Origin of the sequence: Streptomyces sp. NPDC007264, assembly GCF_042869095.1 — a bacterium.
In the GTDB taxonomy this organism is placed as follows: Bacteria; Actinomycetota; Actinomycetes; order Streptomycetales; family Streptomycetaceae; genus Streptomyces.
Window position 1 is genome coordinate 39987 of record NZ_JBIAFD010000021.1, and the last position, 19531, is coordinate 59517.

The 19531-nt window shown below is 72.7% G+C and carries 20 protein-coding genes; 13 read left to right on the top strand and 7 right to left on the bottom strand.

The genetic code is table 11. The features are described 5' to 3' along the window. Positions 1-94: 94 nt before the first annotated feature. Positions 95-871 carry an amino acid ABC transporter ATP-binding protein gene (locus tag ACFYMU_RS28800; RefSeq protein WP_388379133.1) on the bottom strand — a complete coding sequence of 259 codons (777 nt, stop codon included), beginning with the start codon at positions 869-871 and terminating at the stop codon, positions 95-97. A 268-nt stretch (positions 872-1139) separates the two neighbouring features. Between ACFYMU_RS28800 and ACFYMU_RS28805 the strand changes: the two genes are divergently transcribed. After that, on the top strand, positions 1140-1826 hold the full coding sequence (locus ACFYMU_RS28805; RefSeq protein WP_388379136.1) for a response regulator transcription factor: 687 nt from the start codon (positions 1140-1142) through the stop codon (positions 1824-1826). A gap of 10 nt (positions 1827-1836) precedes the next feature. Next, positions 1837-3252, top strand: a complete 1416-nt coding sequence (locus tag ACFYMU_RS28810; protein ID WP_388379139.1) for an ATP-binding protein — start codon at positions 1837-1839, stop codon at positions 3250-3252. Positions 3253-3257: 5 nt separating this feature from the next. Here the strand turns inward: ACFYMU_RS28810 and ACFYMU_RS28815 are convergent, their stop codons facing one another. Next, positions 3258-4256, bottom strand: a complete 999-nt coding sequence (locus ACFYMU_RS28815) for a TAXI family TRAP transporter solute-binding subunit (RefSeq protein WP_388379142.1) — start codon at positions 4254-4256, stop codon at positions 3258-3260. Positions 4257-4383: 127 nt separating this feature from the next. Here ACFYMU_RS28815 and ACFYMU_RS28820 point away from each other — a divergent pair, with 127 nt between their 5' ends. Further along, on the top strand, positions 4384-4788 hold the full coding sequence (locus ACFYMU_RS28820) for a MazG nucleotide pyrophosphohydrolase domain-containing protein (protein WP_388379325.1): 405 nt from the start codon (positions 4384-4386) through the stop codon (positions 4786-4788). A 196-nt stretch (positions 4789-4984) separates the two neighbouring features. On the opposite strand, the gene ACFYMU_RS28825 is transcribed toward ACFYMU_RS28820, so the two are convergent. Beyond that, positions 4985-5215: a hypothetical protein gene (locus ACFYMU_RS28825; protein WP_388379145.1), complete on the bottom strand. Its 231-nt coding sequence runs from the start codon at positions 5213-5215 to the stop codon at positions 4985-4987. Positions 5216-5503: 288 nt separating this feature from the next. Between ACFYMU_RS28825 and miaB the strand changes: the two genes are divergently transcribed. Continuing rightward, entirely contained in the window at positions 5504-7033 is a 1530-nt protein-coding gene (gene miaB / locus ACFYMU_RS28830) for a tRNA (N6-isopentenyl adenosine(37)-C2)-methylthiotransferase MiaB (RefSeq protein WP_388379148.1), read from the top strand. A gap of 129 nt (positions 7034-7162) precedes the next feature. Beyond that, positions 7163-7882, top strand: a complete 720-nt coding sequence (locus tag ACFYMU_RS28835; protein ID WP_388379151.1) for a class III extradiol dioxygenase subunit B-like domain-containing protein — start codon at positions 7163-7165, stop codon at positions 7880-7882. A gap of 231 nt (positions 7883-8113) precedes the next feature. Here ACFYMU_RS28835 and ACFYMU_RS28840 read toward each other — a convergent pair whose 3' ends face one another. After that, a complete protein-coding gene (locus ACFYMU_RS28840; protein ID WP_388379153.1) occupies positions 8114-8383 on the bottom strand; it encodes an antitoxin in 270 nt (89 codons plus the stop codon). Between the two features lie 26 nt (positions 8384-8409). Further along, entirely contained in the window at positions 8410-8685 is a 276-nt protein-coding gene (locus ACFYMU_RS28845) for a hypothetical protein (RefSeq protein WP_388379155.1), read from the bottom strand. Positions 8686-8866: 181 nt separating this feature from the next. On the opposite strand from ACFYMU_RS28845, the gene miaA reads away from it, so the two are divergent. The 4 genes from miaA to ACFYMU_RS28865 all read left to right on the top strand — a co-directional run bounded on the left by miaA (position 8867) and on the right by ACFYMU_RS28865 (position 14061). Further along, positions 8867-9805 (top strand): tRNA (adenosine(37)-N6)-dimethylallyltransferase MiaA, encoded by a 939-nt coding sequence (gene miaA, locus ACFYMU_RS28850; protein ID WP_388379158.1) that lies wholly within the window; start codon positions 8867-8869, stop codon positions 9803-9805. 108 nt (positions 9806-9913) lie between these two features. Beyond that, complete coding sequence (locus ACFYMU_RS28855; RefSeq protein ID WP_388379327.1) at positions 9914-10402, top strand: hypothetical protein; 489 nt, start codon at positions 9914-9916, stop codon at positions 10400-10402. A gap of 175 nt (positions 10403-10577) precedes the next feature. Then, entirely contained in the window at positions 10578-11447 is an 870-nt protein-coding gene (gene dapF / locus ACFYMU_RS28860) for a diaminopimelate epimerase (protein ID WP_388379160.1), read from the top strand. Between the two features lie 427 nt (positions 11448-11874). Further along, complete coding sequence (locus ACFYMU_RS28865; RefSeq protein WP_388379163.1) at positions 11875-14061, top strand: RelA/SpoT family protein; 2187 nt, start codon at positions 11875-11877, stop codon at positions 14059-14061. Positions 14062-14320: 259 nt separating this feature from the next. Here the strand turns inward: ACFYMU_RS28865 and ACFYMU_RS28870 are convergent, their stop codons facing one another. After that, positions 14321-15925, bottom strand: a complete 1605-nt coding sequence (locus ACFYMU_RS28870) for an FAD-binding oxidoreductase (RefSeq protein WP_388379166.1) — start codon at positions 15923-15925, stop codon at positions 14321-14323. Between the two features lie 67 nt (positions 15926-15992). On the opposite strand from ACFYMU_RS28870, the gene ACFYMU_RS28875 reads away from it, so the two are divergent. From ACFYMU_RS28875 to ACFYMU_RS28890, 4 genes are all read left to right on the top strand, one after another. Then, positions 15993-16631, top strand: a complete 639-nt coding sequence (locus tag ACFYMU_RS28875) for a TetR/AcrR family transcriptional regulator (RefSeq protein ID WP_388379169.1) — start codon at positions 15993-15995, stop codon at positions 16629-16631. Between the two features lie 175 nt (positions 16632-16806). Further along, positions 16807-17517: a nucleotidyltransferase family protein gene (locus ACFYMU_RS28880; RefSeq protein WP_388379172.1), complete on the top strand. Its 711-nt coding sequence runs from the start codon at positions 16807-16809 to the stop codon at positions 17515-17517. Next, entirely contained in the window at positions 17514-17801 is a 288-nt protein-coding gene (locus ACFYMU_RS28885; RefSeq protein ID WP_388379175.1) for a BON domain-containing protein, read from the top strand. The genes ACFYMU_RS28880 and ACFYMU_RS28885 overlap by 4 nt, the downstream gene beginning before the upstream one ends. Then, positions 17798-18562, top strand: a complete 765-nt coding sequence (locus ACFYMU_RS28890) for a metallophosphoesterase (RefSeq protein WP_388379178.1) — start codon at positions 17798-17800, stop codon at positions 18560-18562. Before ACFYMU_RS28885 ends, ACFYMU_RS28890 begins: the two co-directional genes overlap by 4 nt. Positions 18563-18914: 352 nt before the next feature. Here ACFYMU_RS28890 and ACFYMU_RS28895 read toward each other — a convergent pair whose 3' ends face one another. After that, positions 18915-19373 carry an SRPBCC family protein gene (locus ACFYMU_RS28895; RefSeq protein ID WP_388379181.1) on the bottom strand — a complete coding sequence of 153 codons (459 nt, stop codon included), beginning with the start codon at positions 19371-19373 and terminating at the stop codon, positions 18915-18917. Between the last annotated feature and the right edge of the window lie 158 nt (positions 19374-19531).

Here is a 19531-nt window from a genome sequence, read left to right on the forward strand (position 1 = left end):
CGACGGGTGGCGCGGCCCGGTGGGCGGTGCGCGGTGCGGTGCGGTGCGGGTGGCGCGAGCCGTGGGGCGCGCCAGGGTCGAGGAGCGGAAGGGCTCAGTGGTGCAGGATCTTCGACAGGAAGTCCTTGGCGCGGTCGCTGCGCGGGTTGCTGAAGAACTGCTCCGGAGCGGCCTCTTCGAGGATGCGGCCGTCGGCCATGAACACCACCCGGTTGGCGGCGGACCGGGCGAAGCCCATCTCATGGGTGACGACGACCATGGTCATGCCGTCCCGGGCGAGCTGCTGCATGACCTCGAGGACCTCGTTGATCATCTCGGGGTCCAGGGCCGAGGTCGGCTCGTCGAAGAGCATCACCTTGGGGTTCATCGCCAGCGCGCGGGCGATCGCGACGCGCTGCTGCTGGCCACCGGAGAGCTGGGCGGGGTACTTGTCCGCCTGGGTGCCGACGCCCACCCGGTCGAGCAGTCCGCGCGCCTTCTCCTCGGCCTCCCGCTTGTCCGTCCGGCGGACCTTGACCTGTCCCAGCATCACGTTCTCGAGCACCGTCTTGTGCGCGAAGAGGTTGAAGGACTGGAAGACCATGCCGACGTCGGCGCGCAGCCGGGCCAGCGCCTTGCCCTCCTCGGGCAGTGGCCTGCCGTCGATGAGGATCTCGCCCGAGTCGATGGTCTCCAGGCGGTTGATGGTGCGGCACAGCGTGGACTTCCCCGACCCCGAGGGGCCGATGACCACGACGACCTCACCGCGGGCGATGGTCAGATCGATGTCCTGGAGCACGTGCAACGCGCCGAAGTGCTTGTTGACGCTCTTCAGGACGACCAGTTCGTCGGTCGTGGCCACCGAGTCCTTGGCCACCGATACTTCGGTCATTGCTGACTGGCTCCGTCCTCACTCGGTTTCGGAGGACAGTAGTTTCGGCGTACGACCAGCGTCATTACATCTGAGGGAGATCTGAGCATCACAATCCGGTAGCAGCCGGGCACCGGTCGTAGCGGCCCCGGGCCGGGAGCGTACCGGCTGGGTAACGGAAGCCGTCCGCAACCCGAACCCTCTTGACGTCGTCCTTGTTCATCGGCGTGACTTCTACGGGCTGGAAGGCGCAGGAACGGGTAGGACCGAGGAACCGGAGGGGGCCGGCATGAGACTGCTTCTCGTCGAGGACGACAATCATGTCGCGGCCGCCCTGTCCGCCGTGCTGGCCCGGCACGGCTTCGACGTCACCCATGCCCGCAGCGGCGAGGAGGCCCTTCAGGCGCTCGTCCCCGAGGGCTCCGGCTTCGGTGTCGTCCTGCTCGACCTGGGCCTGCCCGACCAGGACGGCTACGAGGTCTGCGGCAAGATCCGCAAGCGCACCAGCACCCCCGTGATCATGGTCACCGCGCGTTCCGACGTGCGCTCCCGTATCCACGGCCTCAACCTCGGCGCCGACGACTACGTCGTCAAGCCGTACGACACCGGGGAACTGCTCGCCCGCATCCACGCCGTCAGCCGGCGCACCCCGCACCCGGACGACACCGGTGCCGCCGAGACCGTGCTGCGCCTCGGCTCCGTACACATCGAACTGCCCACCCGCAGGGTCAGCGTGGACGGCGCGGTGATCCAGCTGACCCGCAAGGAGTTCGATCTGCTGGCTCTGCTGGCCCAGCGCCCCGGCGTGGTGTTCCGCCGCGAGCAGATCATCAGCGAGGTGTGGCGCACCAGCTGGGAGGGGACCGGGCGCACCCTGGAGGTGCACGTCGCCTCCCTGCGCTCCAAGCTGCGCATGCCCGCGCTGATCGAGACCGTGCGAGGCGTCGGCTACCGGCTCGTCGCCCCTGCCGCCTAGCGGGTCACGGGTGCGCGCACGTCTGCTTCCGCTGCTCATCGTCCTGATGGCGGCCGTGCTGCTCGCCCTCGGACTGCCGCTGGCGGTGAGCCTCGCGGCCGCCGAGCAGCAGCGGGTCGTCGTCGACCGCATCGACGACACCGCGCGCTTCGCCGCCCTCGCGCAGTTCGTCACCGACCGGCCCAGCGGCTCCCGGACGGGTGAACGGGACGAGCGCGGCGAGACCCTCCGCAAGGAGCTCGCCATGTACTACGGCGTGTACGGCATCCGGGCCGGCGTCTTCTACCGCGACGACACGCCCATGGCCAACGCGCCCGAGAACTGGTACCTGCCCGAAGAGGGCGAGGGCCGCGACGCGTTCAACGAGGCGTTGCTGGGGCGCCGCAGCCACGACCCCGAACAGGTGTGGCCCTGGCAGCGCGACCGGCTCGTGGTCGCCTCCCCGGTCATCCGCGACGGCGACGTCGTCGCCGTCGTCGTGACCGACTCGCCCACCGGGCAGATGCGCTCGAAGACCCTGCGGGGCTGGCTGCTGATCGGAGCCGGCGAGATCGCCGCGATGCTGCTCGCCGTCGGTGCGGCGCTGCGCCTGACCGGCTGGGTGCTCAGGCCCGTACGCATCCTGGACGCGACGACCCACGACATCGCGACCGGGCGCCTCAAGTCCCGTGTCGCGGCCGCCGGCGGGCCACCGGAACTCAGGCGCCTGGCCCGCTCGTTCAACGAGATGGCGGACAACGTCGAGAGCGTTCTGGAGCAGCAGCGCGCCTTCGTCGCCGACGCCTCCCACCAGCTGCGCAATCCGCTCTCCGCGCTGCTGTTGCGCATCGAGCTGCTCGCCCTGGAACTGCCCGAGGGCAACGAGGAGATCGCCTCGGTCCGCACCGAGGGCAAGCGCCTGGCCCAGGTCCTCGACGACCTGCTCGACCTGGCGCTCGCCGAGCACGCCGACGCGGACCTCCGGATCACCGACATCGGTGCGCTGGCCGCCGAGCGGGTCGCGGCCTGGAGCCCGGCCGCGGAGGCCAAGGGCGTACGGCTCACGGGGAACTGCCCGGCCACCACCGCCTGGGCCGACCCCGTCACCCTGTCCAGCGCGCTGGACGCGGTCATCGACAACGCGGTGAAGTTCACGCCCACGGGCGAGAGCGTCGCAGTCGAGGTGGCGGCGGCAGGGGAGAGCGCCACGGTCGTGGTCACCGACGGCGGCCCGGGAGTGAGCGACGAGGAACTGGCGCGTGTCGGCGACCGCTTCTGGCGCAGTGCCGCACACCAGAACATCAAGGGCTCGGGGCTCGGGCTGTCCATCTCGCGCACCCTGCTGGAGGCGGGCGGCGGATCGATCGCGTACGGGCACCACGAGCCGCACGGGCTGAGGGTGACGGTCACGCTCCCGCGGACCGCGACGCACGGATCTACGGCTTGACCGATCTACGGCTTGACCGACCGGTAGTACCGCCGTGCGCCCTCGTGCAGTTCCAGCGGATCCGTGTAGAGCGCGGTGCGCAGGTCGACCAGTTGGGCCGCGTGCACCTGGGCCCCGATGCCGTCGCGGCTGTCGATCACCGTGCGGGTGAGTTTCTCGGTGAGGTCCGCGTTCATGTCCTCGCGGGTCATCAGCAGGTTGGCCACCGCCACGGTCTGCACGGAGGAGCCGTGCTCGGCCTGCGGGTAGGCGTCGGCCGGCATCACCGCGGCCCGGTAGTAGCGGGAGGCGCCCCCCTGCGCGTGCAGCTTCGCCACCAGGTCGCTGCCGATCGGCACCAGGCGGATCGGGAAGCGTTTCGACAGTTCGGTGACCGCGCCGGTGGGCAGCCCGCCCGACCAGAAGAACGCGTCGATCCGACGGCCCTCCATCAGTCCGGGCACGGCTCCGATGCCGTCGGACACCGGCGTGACGTCCTGGTGCGGGTCCAGCCCGGCCGCCATGAGCACGTGCTCCGCGATCAGCCGTACCCCCGAGCCGCCCGGCCCGATGGCGACCTTGCGGCCCCTGAGGTCCGCCACGGACTGCACGGGGGACGAGCGCGGCACCACCAGGTGCACATAGTCGTCGTACAGCCGTGCGCAGCCGCGCAGCCGGTCGGCGCCCGGCTTGTGCTCCAGCTTGTACGCCTCCACGGCGTCGGCCGCCGCGATCGTGAAGTCCGCCTTCCCCGTGGCCACCCGCCGCACGTTCTCCTGCGACCCGTCGCTGTTCAGCAGCCGTACGTCCAGCCTGGGCATGTCCTTGGCGATGGCGCCCTGCAGGAGGGTGCCGTACTTCTGGTAGACGCCGCTCGGGGAGCCGGTGCTGAAGGTGACCGTGCCGCGCGGGGACCCCTCGTCGAGCGGCAGCAGCCACCACAGCAGCAGCCCGACGACCGCGCACGCGGCCGCCGAGCCCAGCAGCGCGCGGCGCCGGCCGGTACGGAGGAGTGCCTGGACCATGCGTGCGATCCTGCCAGGCGGCGCGCGTCGCTGACCAGGGCGGGGGGCACAGGAGGACGACGAGAGGACGACGAGAGCACGACGGGGGGATGGGGGCGGGTGGCGGTAGGGTCACCGGATGCCCCTGATGCACCCCTCTCCTGCGTCGCTGGTCCGTGCATTCCACCTCGCCTTCGGACTCGACGTCCGGACCGTGCCGACGGAGGTCTCCCCGGAGCTGGCCGCGCACCGCGGCGAGTTGCTCGCCGAGGAGGCGGCGGAGGTCGCCGAGGTGTCGGTCACCGGCCCGCTCGACCGGCTGGCGCACGAGCTCGCGGACGTCGTGTACGTGGCGTACGGCACCGCCCTCGTGCACGGCATCGACCTGGACGCGGTGATCGCCGAGATCCACCGCGCCAACATGACCAAGATCGGCCCCGACGGCACGGTCGCCCGCCGGCCCGACGGCAAGATCCTCAAGGGCGACCACTACCGTGCCCCGGACGTCTCGGCGATCCTGCGCCGCCAGGGCTGGAGGCCGCCGGCCGCGTAGGGGACCGGACGGCTGGTGCTGTGGCCGGGAAGGTCTGCCGGAAGCTCGCGGCGTCCAGTGCGTGCAGTTGCAGGGCGGAGGAGGGCGCCGACGCGGGGCGTCGGCAACCGACGACAACCCCGCAGATGTGCGTGCCGGACCCCGTGACGCCGGGGTGATCCGAACGACAGGGCCTCGCCCCGCGGCGCCCCGCCGCTCAGGGGCTGGCGCTGTCGAAGCCGTACGTCAGGGGCTCGCTGTGGGCGCCGAGCTGGCGCCGGTAGACGTACAGGGCCTCGACCCGGACACCGTCCGCCGGGGCGTCCACCCGGCAGGGATAGGTGACCTGCAGCACCGCGGGCCGGCCCGCGACCTGCGTGCGCAGACCGTCGGCCGGTCCTCCGGCGAGCACCGCGGTCTCCCACTTCGTGGCGACATGAAGATCCATGTCGGTACTTTAGAGTTGCGCAATCCGCGAACCGTTGTGAGCTGCGCCACGTCGCCCCGGCGCACCGGGAGCCCGGCGCGGACTCGATCGTTCAGGGTCGACGGAGGGGGCGAACGTGAGCCGACGTGAGGTCCCGATCGATCCGACGGCCCGGCCGGTCGAACGCTTCGCCCGGGAGTCGCGGGCACCCGGCGGCCCCGTCGGTGCGCCGGGACACCGTCAACTGGCGGCACGGGTGGCGATCTTGCTGTGGGTCAGGGGGTTCCCGCGACCGCCTACCCTTGACCCATGACCAGCAGCAGCGACCGGAGCCCGGCAGTGGACGTCGAAGCACCCAAGAGCTACGAGATCCGCACCTACGGGTGTCAGATGAACGTCCACGACTCCGAGCGATTGGCGGGGCTGCTCGAAGGGGCCGGATACGTGCGGGCGCCCGAGGGGGCGGACGGTGACGCGGACGTCGTCGTCTTCAACACCTGCGCCGTCCGGGAGAACGCCGACAACCGGCTCTACGGCAACCTCGGCCGCCTCGCGCCGCAGAAGGCCCGGCGGCCGGGCATGCAGATCGCCGTCGGCGGCTGTCTGGCGCAGAAGGACCGGGAGACCATCGTGAAGAAGGCGCCCTGGGTGGACGTCGTCTTCGGTACCCACAACATCGGCAAGCTCCCCGTCCTGCTCGAACGCGCCCGCGTCCAGGAGGAGGCGCAGGTCGAGATCGCCGAATCGCTCGAGGCGTTCCCCTCGACCCTGCCGACGCGGCGCGAGAGCGCGTACGCGGCCTGGGTGTCGATCTCCGTCGGCTGCAACAACACCTGCACCTTCTGCATCGTCCCGGCCCTGCGCGGCAAGGAGAAGGACCGCCGCCCCGGGGACATCCTCGCCGAGGTCGAGGCCCTGGTCGCCGAGGGCGTCTCCGAGATCACCCTGCTCGGGCAGAACGTCAACGCGTACGGCTCCGACATCGGCGACCGCGAGGCGTTCAGCAAGCTGCTGCGTGCCTGCGGGGCGATCGAGGGCCTGGAGCGCGTGCGGTTCACCTCGCCGCACCCGCGCGACTTCACCGACGACGTCATCGCGGCCATGGCGGAGACGCCGAACGTGATGCCGCAGCTGCACATGCCGCTGCAGTCCGGCTCGGACACGGTCCTGAAGGCGATGCGCCGCTCCTACCGCCAGGAGCGCTACCTGGGGATCATCGAGAAGGTGCGGGCCGCCATCCCGCACGCCGCGATCACCACCGACATCATCGTCGGCTTCCCCGGGGAGACCGAGGAGGACTTCGAGCAGACGCTGCACGTGGTGCGCGAGGCGCGGTTCGCGCAGGCGTTCACCTTCCAGTACTCCAAGCGGCCGGGCACGCCGGCCGCCACCATGGACGGCCAGATCCCCAAGGAGGTCGTCCAGGCGCGCTACGAGCGGCTCGTCGCCCTCCAGGAGGAGATCTCCTGGGAGGAGAACAAGAAGCAGGTCGGCCGCACCCTGGAGCTGATGGTCGCCGAGGGCGAGGGCCGCAAGGACGGCGCCACCCACCGCCTGTCGGGCCGCGCCCCCGACAACCGCCTGGTGCACTTCACCAAGCCGGACGAGGAGGTCCGCCCGGGGGACGTGGTCACGGTCGAGGTCACGTATGCCGCCCCGCACCACCTGCTCGCCGAGGGCCCCGTCCTGGAGGTGCGCCGGACGCGTGCCGGCGACGCCTGGGCGAAGCGGAACGCCGAGGAGGCCGCGAAGCCGGCCGGTGTCATGCTCGGGCTGCCCGGGATCGGGGCCCCCGAACCGCTGCCGGCGGCCACCGCCGGGGCGTGCGGCTGCGACTGACACGCCACCTCACGCTCATCGACTCGCTCATCGACCTCACGGACGTGACGATCGAGGATCGAGGATCGAGGAGTGACGTGGGCGTCCTGGCGTACCCTGCCGCCGCCCGACGGGATTACGCTGCGGATCATGCTTGTCGCCGCCGCTGTCTGTCCCTGTCCGCCGCTGCTGGTTCCCGAGGTCGCCGCCGGCGCCGCGCCCGAGCTGGACGGCGCCCGCGCCGCCTGCGCCGACGCCCTGGGCGTGCTCGCCGCCGCACGGCCCGACCGGCTGGTCGTCGTCGGTCCCGTCGAGGGGAGCGCGCCGCGCCGGTACCCGGAGGGGACCGCGGGGTCGTTCCGCGGCTTCGGCGTGGACCGCGGCGTACGGCTGGGCGCGCGTCCGGGTGGCCCGGCGGCGGCGCGGGACGAGCTGCCGCCGTCGCTGGCCGTCGCCGCGTGGCTGCTGGAGCGGACGGGCTGGGCCGATGCGCCCGTCGAAGGGCTCGGGGTCCCGGAGTCCCTGCCTTCGGAGCGCTGCGCCGAGGCGGGAGCGGACCTTGCCGGGCGGGACGAACGGGTGGCGCTGCTGGTCATGGGGGACGCCAGCGCGTGCCGCACGCTGAAGGCGCCCGGTTACCTGGACGAGCGCGCGGCCGGGTTCGACGCCCAGGTCGCGCGGGCGCTGGGGGCGGCGGACGTGGCGGCCCTGAAGGCGCTGGACGCGTCCTTGGCCCACGAGCTGAAGGCCGGCGGCCGTGCGCCCTGGCAGGTCCTCGCCGGGGCGGCCGGCGGCGCGGGCCTGTCGGGTTCGCTCCTGTACGACGACGCGCCGTACGGGGTCGGCTACCTGGTGGCGGCCTGGTCGTAGCCGACCGGAGGCGGGGCTGCCCGACCCGCCACGCCCCCGTGGCGGACCCGGGCGCCGTCCGTCACCGCATCGTGGCGCACCCACCGCATGGCGGCGTGCGCCCCTGGACACCCCACTCCGCCTCACCGCCCACGGCGACGGCCGGGAGGCCCTGTGCCCCGCGGCCGTCCGCCGATGTGTCCTTCCGTCCGGAACGCGGTCAGGACTGAACGCGGTCAGGACGGAACGCGGTCAGGACGAGGGCGGCCGGGTGCCGCCCGGCGGCGTCTCCCCGCCGGCCGTCGTGCCGGTGTCCCGGTGCCCGAGGCGCTCCACCGCGTGCTTCGCCTTGTCGGCGCCCGTGTGGATCTTCTCGCTGTACTTGCCCTTGGTCTTCTCGTCGACCAGCTTCGCGGCCTTGTCCAGGCCCCGCTCCACCTTGCCCCCGTGCTGGTCCGCGAGGTGTGCGGCCTTCTCCCTGGCGGGGGAGAGCTTGGCTTTCATCCTGTCCATGAGGCCCATGGGTGCACCTTTCCTGGCGACTGCCGTCATGTGCGGGCGCTCTCGTCGGCCTCGCTGTCGGCGACATCCTTGGCGGACTGCTGCTTGGGGATCCCGATGCCCTCGTCGGCGGTGGGCCGTGCGGTCTCCTCGTCCGCGGGCCGCGACCCGGGCTCGGCCTGCGCCGTACCCGCGGCGGCCGCGTCCGTGGCCTCCGCCGTCGCGGTGGCCGTCGGCTGCGGCATCTCCGCCTCGGGGGACCGCGCCTCCTGCGCCTCCTCGGTTGTCTTCGACCGCCGGAAAAGCCGTGCAAAAACGCCCATATCAACTCCATACGTTACTCGTGCGGGCGAAATACCGCGTGGTTCGGAGTGTCCGTTTGCGTCGTCCGAGTCACCCGTTCTCGAACCGGCGGCCGGAACCTCGCATCTGGCAACGACCTCACGGGCGGGGCGTCACGTAACTCGTTCGAGGTCGGGCCGAGAGGTTTGCGAGACTGTTGCGGTGAGTAGTGCAGCCCCCGCGCCGCGGGTCATCGCCGTCGTCGGGCCGACCGCGGCCGGAAAGTCCGATCTGGGCGTGTTCCTGGCGCAGCGTCTAGGCGGTGAGGTCGTCAACGCCGATTCCATGCAGCTCTACCGGGGGATGGACATCGGCACCGCCAAGCTGACGCTCGAGGAGCGCGGCGGGATCCCGCACCACCTGCTCGACATCTGGGACGTGACGGTCACCGCGTCCGTCGCCGAGTATCAGCGGCTGGCCCGCGCCCGCATCGACGCGCTGCTCGCCGAGGGCCGCTGGCCCGTGCTCGTGGGCGGTTCGGGGCTGTACGTGCGCGGCGCGGTCGACAACCTGGAGTTCCCCGGCACCGACCCCGAGGTGCGCGCCCGGCTCGAGGAGGAACTCGCGGTGCGCGGCTCCGGAGCGCTGCACACCCGTCTGGCCGCCGCCGACCCGGAGGCCGCGCACGCCATCCTGCCCAGCAACGGCCGCCGCATCGTGCGCGCTCTGGAGGTCATCGAGATCACCGGGAAGCCCTTCACCGCCAACCTCCCGGGACACGACTCGGTCTACGACACCCTCCAGATCGGCGTCGACGTGGCGCGCCCCGAACTCGACGAGCGCATCGCCCGCCGGGTCGACCGGATGTGGGAGGCGGGGCTCGTCGACGAGGTGCGCGCGCTGGAGGCGCAGGGCCTGCGTCAGGGGCGTACGGCGTCGCGTGCGCTCGGGTACCAGCAGGTCCTCGGGGCGCTCGCGCGGCAGTGCACGATGGAGGAGGCGCGCGCCGAGACCGTACGCGCCACCAAGCGCTTCGCGCGCCGTCAGGATTCGTGGTTCCGGCGCGACCCGCGAGTGCACTGGCTCAGCGGTGCGGCGGCGGACCGCACGGAACTTCCGCGTCTCGCACTGGCGTTGGTCGAACGACCGGTTACAGCCTGATCACGTGATGGCATCGGGACGCCCCGCCCGCCGTCGGGGCATCCGGTGGCATGCCATCATCGTGCTTCGATCGACCAAGTGGAGTCCGAGTTGGGAGGGCGCGTGGCGATGGAGGCCGGCCCTCGCGACACCGCACACGGCGCGGTGCACGACACCGCGGAGGACGGGGACCACACGCTCAGTTCCGACGGTCCCGACGACGAGCCGCCCGGCGGTGTGACCGCGGACGGACCCGAGGCGGACGAGCTGTCCGGCGGGCCGGAGGTCGAGGTGGAGCTGCGCCCGCAGCGCCGGCTGCGCATCTGGCAGCTGGCCCCCATCGTGGCGCTGGCGGCGGGCGGCTCGCTGATGTTCGCCTTCCCGCTGGCCTTCGAGTTCGGCGACGGCGGTGCCGTGGTCGCCATGCTCGGCCTGCTGATCTGCTCCTGCGCGGCCGGCTGGGGCATGATGGCCGCCCGCCGCGTCGGCCACACCTGGCCGGGCCTGCCGCAGCGAGGCTCCGGGCGGCGCCCGGACTGGCGCGTCGTCGCCGGATACGCCGTGGTGGTCGCCGCGGTGGTCGTGCTGGCCGTGTGGCGCGTCGCCCGGCTGCGCTGAGAGCGGAGGGACCAGCCCCCTCGGGCCCGGGCGCGGGCTTTGTACATGTGCTCCGAGCCCGGAGCGCGCACTCCGTCGTGCGCCGGGCGGGTGCCGGACCGCGCGCCGTCCCGGCCCTGGTCCGCGGGACGGACCGTTCGGGCGGAGTGCCGCGCCGACCCCGTACGATCGAGGAATGAGCACGCGGATCGCCTTCCTCAAGGGTCACGGCACCGAGAACGACTTCGTGATCGTCCCGGACCCGGAGAACGCCGTCGACCTCCCCCCGGCCGCCGTCGCCGCCCTGTGCGACCGCCGCGCGGGCATCGGCGGCGACGGTCTGCTGCACGTCGTGCGCTCCGCCGCGCATCCCGAGGCCCGCGGGATGGCCGGCGAGGCCGAATGGTTCATGGACTACCGCAACGCGGACGGCTCGGTCGCGGAGATGTGCGGCAACGGCGTACGCGTGTTCGCGCGCTACCTCCAGCGTGCCGGGTACGCGGCCGAGGGGGACCTCGCGATCGCCACGCGCGGCGGCGTGAAGACAGCGCACATCGCGAAGAACGGCGACATCACCGTCGGCATGGGCAGGGCGCTCCTCCCCGAAGGGGACGTCACGGTCGGGGTCGGCGAGCGCAACTGGCCCGCGCGCAACGTCAACATGGGCAATCCGCACGCCGTCGCCTTCGTCGACGACCTGGCGCACGCGGGCGATCTGCTGGCTCCGCCCCCGTTCACCCCGGCCGCGGCCTACCCGGACGGGGTGAACGTCGAGTTCGTCGTCGACCGCGGCCCCCGGCACCTCGCGATGCGCGTCCACGAGCGCGGCGCCGGCGAGACCCGCTCGTGCGGCACGGGCGCGTGCGCGGTGGCCGTCGCCGCGGCCCGCCGTGACGGCGCCGACCCGGCCGTGACGGGCGCACCGGCGACGTACACCGTCGATGTCCCCGGCGGCACCCTGGTGATCACCGAGCTCCCGGACGGCCGGATCGAGATGACCGGCCCGGCGGTGATCGTCGCCGAGGGCGAGATCGACGCCCGGTGGCTGGAGTCGGCCGTCCGCTGACCCGCCGGGCTCGCGAACAGGGGCCTCGAAAAGGCCCCTTGGGGGCGAACGGGCGGCGCGCCGAGGCACGGTGTGGCATACGACATCCCCACTCCCCGGCGCCTGGTGGCCGGAAAACGCAGTCGGCCGAACCGCCGTCCGCTCTCATATCGGAGCCCAGTTCGCCATCGATGCTCCGATCCGCAGCCCAGGAAGCGTGAGAAGGCTTGAATCCACGGCCCTGACCCGTGCCCATGGCTGGAAACCGTAAACCTTCGGACCTTCGCTCGAATGGGTGATCCGTTTCACGCTCGGCGAGAGCCGGTCAGACGCGTGTGGTGGGCTCGGTAGCATCAAGCACCGGCCCGGACGGGGGATCGCTGCCTTCCCCTGCGCCGCGTATGCCATGGGGCACCCGTCCGCCGGTCCACGCAGCCGGAGGTGCCCAATGAGTGCGGAGGCCAGCAACCCTGCCACCCCCGCCCCCGCGACGCCCGGGGCGCCCCGCAGGAAGAGCCGTCCCCGGATCGACCTGCGCAGGCTGGGCCGTGCCGCGCTGCTCGGATCCGCCACCCGCGACCGGCTGCCCGACGCCATCGGCCACGTCGCCGAGGCCCACCGCGCCCACCACCCCGACGCCGACCTCGAACTCCTGCGACGTGCCTACCTGTTGGCCGAGTCCTCGCACCGCGGGCAGATGCGCAAGAGCGGTGAGCCGTACATCACCCACCCCCTCGCCGTGACTCTCATCCTCGCCGAACTCGGCGCGGAGACCACGACGTTGACCGCCAGCCTGCTGCACGACACGGTCGAGGACACCGAAGTGACGCTCGATCAGGTACGGGAGGAGTTCGGCGAGGAGGTGCGCTACCTCGTCGACGGCGTCACCAAACTGGAGAAGGTCGACTACGGCGCCGCCGCCGAACCCGAGACGTTCCGCAAGATGCTCGTCGCCACCGGCAACGACGTCCGGGTGATGTCGATCAAACTCGCCGACCGGCTGCACAACATGCGCACGCTGGGCGTGATGCGCCCCGAGAAGCAGGAACGCATCGCCAAGGTCACCAGGGACGTGCTCATCCCGCTCGCCGAACGGCTCGGCGTCCAGGCGCTGAAGACCGAACTCGAGGACCTCGTCTTCGCGATCCTGCACCCCGAGGAGTACGAGCACACCAGAGAGCTGATCGCCGAGAACGCGGCGCACGGCGACGACCCGCTCGCCGACATGGCCGACCAGGTGCGCACGGTCCTGCGCGGGTCCGGGATCCAGGCGGAAGTCCTCATCAGGCCACGGCACTTCGTCTCCGTCCACCGGATCTCCCGCAAACGGGGCCGGCTGCGCGGCGCCGACTTCGGACGCCTCCTGGTGCTCGTGAACGAGGACGCCGACTGCTACGGGGTGCTCGGTGAACTGCACACCTGCATGACGCCGGTGGTCTCGGAGTTCAAGGACTTCATCGCCGTCCCCAAGTTCAACCTGTACCAGTCGCTGCACACCGCGGTCGCGCGCAAGGACGGTGAGGTCGCCGAAGTCCTCATCCGCACCCACCAGATGCACAAGGTCGCCGAGGCCGGCGTGATCGCACTCGGCAACCCGTACGCTCCCGCGCCCGAGGACCCGGCCGACGGCGAGCGCGTCGACCCCACCCGCCCCGGCTGGCTCTCCCGGCTCCTGGAGTGGCAGGAGGCGGCCCCCGACACCGACATCTTCTGGTCGACGCTGCGCGAGGACCTCGCCCAGGACCGGGAGATCACCGTGTTCCGCCCCGACGGCGGTGCGCTGGGCCTCCCGGAGGGTGCGAGCTGCGTGGACGCCGCCTACGCGCAGTACGGAGAGGACGCCCACGCGTGCATCGGCGCCCGCGTGAACGGCCGGCTGGCGACGCTGAGCACGGTCCTGAGGGACGGCGACACCGTGGAGCTCCTCATGGGCCAGGATCCGGCCTCGGAACCCTCCAGGGAGTGGCTGGAGCACGCGCACACCCCCGCAGCGCGCATCGCCATCCAGCGCCGGCTGGCGGCGCATCCGGCGCACGGCGACCCGTCCGGCGGTGCGCCGGAGCCGGGCACCCGGCGTCCGGGCGCCGCGGCGCCCGCCGACGGCGCCGCCACGCCCGGGCCCGCCGCCCGCCCGCCGGCGCTGCCCGCTCGGCCCACCGGGGAGGCGCCCGGCGACCGGGCCGCCAACGCCGTCGTGGACCTGCCCGGCGCCTCCGTACGCCTCGCGGGCTGCTGCACGCCCGTGCCGCCCGACGAGGTCACCGGCTTTGCGGTGCGCGGGGGTGTGGTGACCGTCCACCGTGTCGAATGCGCCGGCGTGGCGCGTATGAAGAGCGCCGGGCGCGCCGAGGTCGGTGTGCGCTGGGGCGACACCACCGAGTGCCGGGTCACCCTCGTGGCCGAGTCCTTCGGGCGCCCCCACCTCCTCGCGGACCTCACCGAGGCCATCGCCCTGGAAGGCGTCGCGATCGTCTCCGCCACGGTGGAACCGCCCAGCCAGCAGCGCGTGCGGCACACCTACACGCTCCAACTCCCGGACGCCGCGCGCCTCCCGGCCCTGATGCGGGCGATGCGCAACGTGCCCGGCGTCTACGACGTGAGCCGGGCCCAGCACTCCGCGGCGGCCGCCCACTAGTGCCCCAACAGGCAACGTTCGCCCCGTCGCGACGCCCGGCACGCACTCTCGCCGCACCGGGCACAAGCCCACGTACATCCAGTTCGAGGGCTTGCACCCGGCACACCGAGAGCACGCACCGGACGCCGCTCCTTGACGGGCAAACGTTGCCTGCCGGGGCACTAGGCAGTCACATTCGCGTCGTCCGCGCGGAGGGCGGGCCGTGCGGCGTAGGTCGTTGCGGCAGTTCTCGCCGCCCCGCCCGGTCGCCGCTGTGCTGTCAGTCGAGCAGGACGCCGGGGTTGAGGACGTGGTGGGGGTCCAGGGCGTTCTTGGCGGCGCGCAGTGCCAGCGCGAAGGGTTCCGGGCGCTGGAGGTCGTAGCCGGGGCGGTGGTCGCGGCCGACGGCGTGGTGGTGGGTGATGGTGGCGCGGTGGCGGTGCAGGACGTCGGTCGCGGCGGCTTTGATGTCGTCCCAGACCTCGACCTCGTCGCCGGGCCGGCCGGCGAGGGCCACGGTGAAGTAGGGGGCGGCGCCGTCGGGGTAGACGTGGGTGAGGCGGCAGTTGATGGTGGCCGGGTGCCCGGTGGCCTTCGCGGCGGCGGCCCCGACCTCGGTGCGCACGGCGTCGATCAGGCCGGGAATCCTCTCCCAGGTGGCGGCGGTCTCGAAGGTTTCGACGACGGCGCCCATGCGGGCCAGGCCGTCGCGCTGGTAGGGCATGCGCAGGAACGCCGAGCGCCAGGCGCTCACGGCCGCGTCGGCCGGGGCGTCGCGGTCTGCCGCAGGTGTCTCGCCGCGGCCGCCGTGGGCGCGGGCCAGGTCCACGGCGGCCGTGAGGCGGTTGTCGACGGGGGTGGTGGCGGACTCGAAGCCGAGGACCAGGACGGTGGAGCCGTCGTGGGAGGCACCGGACAGCAGCGCCTCGCCGGGGTCGAGCAGGCGGCAGTTGGCCGGGGCGAGGTCGGACTGGGCGATGGCCCGTACGGCGTCCAGCGCGCGGTGGAAGTCGGCGAAGGTCACGGACGCGGAGGCTTTGTGGCGGGGGCGTTCCTGCACGCGCATCCACGCCTCGGTGATGACGCCGAGCGTGCCCTCGGAGCCGAGGAAGAGCCGGTCGGGTGACGGTCCGGCGCCGGACGCGGGCAGCCGCCAGGAGTCGTTGGCGCCGGCGGGCGTGATCACGCGCAGCGACTGGACGAAGTCGTCGATGTGGGTGTGGACGGTGGCGTAGTGGCCGCCGGCCCGGGTGGCGAGCCAGCCGCCGAGGGTGGAGAACTCGAAGCTCTGCGGGAAGTGCCGCAGGGTCAGGCCGTGGGGCCGCAACTGGTCTTCCAGCACGGGGCCGAGGGCTCCGGCCTGGATGCGGGCCGAGCGGCTGGTGGCGTCGATCTCCAGGACGCGGTCCATCGCGGTCAGGTCGAGCGAGAGTACTGCGGGGTGGGTGTCGCCGCGGTACTCCACGCCGCCGACCACCGAGGAACCGCCGCCGAAGGGGATGACGGCCACGCCGTGCTCGCCGGCCCAGTCCAGCAGGTCGGCCACGTCCTGGTCGCCGGTCGGGTGGGCGACGAGGTCGGGGATCCGGCCGGGCCGGCCACGCAGGGCCCGCATGACGTCGCGGTACGCCTTGCCCATGGCGTGGGCGGCGCGCGCCTGCGGGTCGGCGGTGACCAGGTGCGCCAGGGAGGACGGGGGCGTCGCGTCGGGGCGGCCGATGGGCAGGTCGGCGATGCGGGGTATCGGCAGCGGGCGGGCCAGGGTGCCCGGCAGCAGGGCGCCCAGCGCGGCGCATTCGGCGTCGTCGGGGTGGGCGTCGGCGTAGCCCCAGCCCCACCAGGAGCGGGTGCGGGAGGTACGGGGGTCGGTCGCGGCGGCAGGCATGGGTGCGCTCCAGCGGGGTCCAAGGAATTTACCCGACGGTAAATTACTCTAGGGTAATATCGAGTCCATGACAACGCCCCGTTCCAAGGCCGGCACCAAGGGCGTACCGAGGGCCGCACGCGAACAACAGGTCCTGGCCGCGGCCACCCGGGAGTTCGGCCGCCACGGCTACGAGGCCACCACCGTGGCCGCCATCGCCACCCGCGTCGGCGTCACCAAACCGCTCCTGCACCACTACTTCGGCAGCAAGCAGGAGCTCTACCTCGCCTGCCTCGAGCCCGTGGGCGACCGGCTGCTGGCCGCCATCCGCACCGCCATGGCCGACCACGCCACCGGCGCACCGCCCACACCCCTGCGCGTGCTGCACGCCCTGTTCACCGCCCTCGACGGCCGGCGCGAGGCATGGTTCGTCCTCTACGACCCCACGCTTCCGCCCGACAGCGAAGCCGGCCACCGCGCGGCCTACTACCGCAATGCCATCGACGACCTGGCCGCGACCGGCAGCGCCGACCTCCTGCACACCGCCGGAACCAGCGACCCGCTCGACGCCGACGCCCTCAAACACGCATGGCGTGGCCTGTGCACCGCCCTGGTCCGCTGGTGGATCAACCACCCCGACGAGTCACCCGACGCCATGACCCGGCGCTGCGCCCGTCTGACCAGAGCCAGCCGGACCATCCTCGCCGCCGACGACGACACCCCGTGAGGCGGACGACGCCCCACACCCTCGCCGTCAAGAACTCGCGACCGTCACGAGGCAGGCAGGCGGGCCCGGCATCGTGCGCCGTGTCGAAGCCGGTGCGCCGGGTACTCGCAGCCCGTACGGGCGCCGCTCATTGCGCCGCGTGGCGAACCGACCTCGGCAGGTAGACGGTATGGCAATGACGCAGAACGCGGACGACGCAGCTGTGGGCGCGAGTGGGCGCGTACCCGATCTGCGGGTGGCCAAGAACCACCTGGAGCATCCCTCACCACGCGGCGTCCGGGACCAGGAACAGAACCTGCCGCGCGACCGCAACCAGGCGATCCTGGAGGCGGCGAAACAGGTCGGCACCCTCCTGAAGCGGAAGGGGCACGCCTTCGCGCTGGCCGGCAGTGTCGCCGTCTACGCCCACGGCGGAAGCGAGAACCTCCAGCACGACGCGGACTTCTGCGTCAGACCCGACGACGTGGAAGCGGTCGCGGCCACGCTGCGGGAGGCCGGACTGGAGGTGCACACGCCGCCGGAGGACTGGCTGCTGAAGGCCAAGTGCTTCGGCCAGGACATCGACATCATCTTCACCCTCGCGCACCGGCCCGTGACCACGGCCATGCTGGAGCGGGCGGTGGAACTGCCGGTCGACTCGGTGCGCATGCCGGTCCTGGTGCCGACCGACCTCATGGAGAGCCTGCTCGCGGCCTTCTCGGAGCACTACTGCGACTTCGGCGCGGTCCTGCCCATCGCGCGTTCCCTGCGCGAGAAGATCGACTGGGAGCGGGTGCGACGCGCCACCGGGGAGGCGCCGATGCCCGCCGCCTTCCTGTTCCTCCTGGAGCGCCTGAACGTCATCCCCCCGCGGCAGCCGTGCCCCGCGCAGCAGGAGCAGCCATGAGCGAGCACGGCGCGGAGCATCCGGGCGGTGCTCCGGCCGCCTGGCACACCGACTACCGCATCGCCCATCTCCAGGACCGGCTGGCCGTCGGCGACCTCGCCGAGCTGGGCGTCCGCATCGAGGCACGCGGCGACGCGGTGATGCTGACCGGCACCGTGCCCTCCGCGCAGTGCCGGGAGGACGTGCTGCGCATCGTCCACGAGGAGCTGAGCGGGCTCGCCGTCCACAGCGACCTCGTGGTCGCGGAGACCTCGTCCCCCGACCACGCGGAGGAGGTGACATGATCCGGGTCGCGGCCGTCGGGGACATCCACATGGGACCCGACAACCAGGGTCTGCTCCGGCCGGCGTTCGAGACGCTGCCGGAGTGCGCGGACATCCTGCTCCTGGCCGGCGACCTCACCCGGCACGGCACGCCCGGGGAGGCCCGTGTGGTGGCCAAGGAGGTCCAGGGGCTGGGCGTGCCGGTCGTCGCGGTCCTGGGCAACCACGATCATCACGCCGAGTGCCCCGAGGAGGTCACGGCGGTCCTCGAGGACGCCGGTGTCCGCGTGCTCGAAGGGCAGGCGACGGTCGTGGAGGGCAACGGCGCGCGCATCGGCGTCGCCGGCACGAAGGGGTTCGGAGGCGGCTTCGTGGGCCGCAGCGCGGGCGAGTTCGGCGAACCGCTCATGAAGGAGTTCGTCCGCTGCTCCCGGCGCTGCGCGGACGGCCTGCGGACGTCCCTGGACGAGCTGGCGCGCAACGGCTGCGACGTGCGCATCGCCCTGACCCACTTCTCACCGGTGCCGGAGACGCTGGCCGGCGAGCCGCTGGAGATCTACCCCTTCCTCGGCAGCTACCTGCTGGCGGAGGCCATCGACACCTCCGGTGCCGACCTCGCCGTCCACGGGCACGCCCACGCCGGCACGGAGCACGGCATGACGAGCGGCGGCGTCAGGGTGCGCAACGTGGCCCAGCCGGTCATCCGGCGGGCGTTCAACGTGTACCACCTGCACATCCGCGAACCGGCCGCGACCGGCGCGGCGGGCAACGGCTCCGGCTGAACGCGGGCTGGAACGCGCGGGGCCGCCGCGGCCGACCGCTGCCCTGACCGCTCGGCCCCCCGCTCGGGCCCACCGCTCAGGTCGGCTCCTGCCGCGAACACACCGGGTCGGCTCCCGCCTGCCCCGGGTCGGCTCCCGTCGGACACCCCGCGCCCGCCCGGACACGCCCAAGGCCCCGGCCCGCCCGTCACGGACGGGCCGGGACGCCTGCCCGGGGAGGACGAGGGGCGGGACCGCGGCCCACGGCGCCCGTCCCCCCGACCCGGCCCGACCCGCCCCGACCCGCCCCGACCCGGCCCGACCCGGCCCGGCCCGACCCGGCCCGGCCCGACACGGCCCGACACGGCCCGGCTCAGCCAGGCGTGATGCGGCCGCGCCAGGACCCGGACTCGCCCCCGCGGTGCTCGATGAACTCCTTGAAGCGCCGCATGTCCCCCTTGATGCGCCGGTCGACCATCCCCAGCATGTCCGCGGTCTTCTCCATCACCCCGCTCGGCTCGACGTCCATCACGAGTTCGACCCTGGTGTGCCGGTCGTCCACCCGCTGGAAGCGGACCATGCCCTTCTGCCGGGTGTCGCCGCTGGTGGTGCGCCAGGTGATCCGCTCATCGGGGAGCTGGTCGACGATCTCGGTGTCGAACTCCCGGCGTACACCGCCCAGCTTGGTGGTCCAGTGGTTGTGCCGGTCGTCGAGCTGCCTGACCTCCTCGACGCCCTCCATGAAGTTCGGGAACTCCTCGAACTGCGTCCACTGGTTGTACGCGGTGCGGACCGGGACCTCGACCTCGACCGATTCCTTGACGGTGCTCATCTCTGCGCCTCCTTGTCACTGACCGACTGCGGACGGCCGGTTCTGCCGTGCAGATCCGGCACCCCGCGCCGAGTACCCGGCAATCACCCGCTTACGGCCGTGCGGCGGCGACCCCGTTCGGGTGGGACCGGCGCGCGCCGTCACCGCGCGGCCCGGAC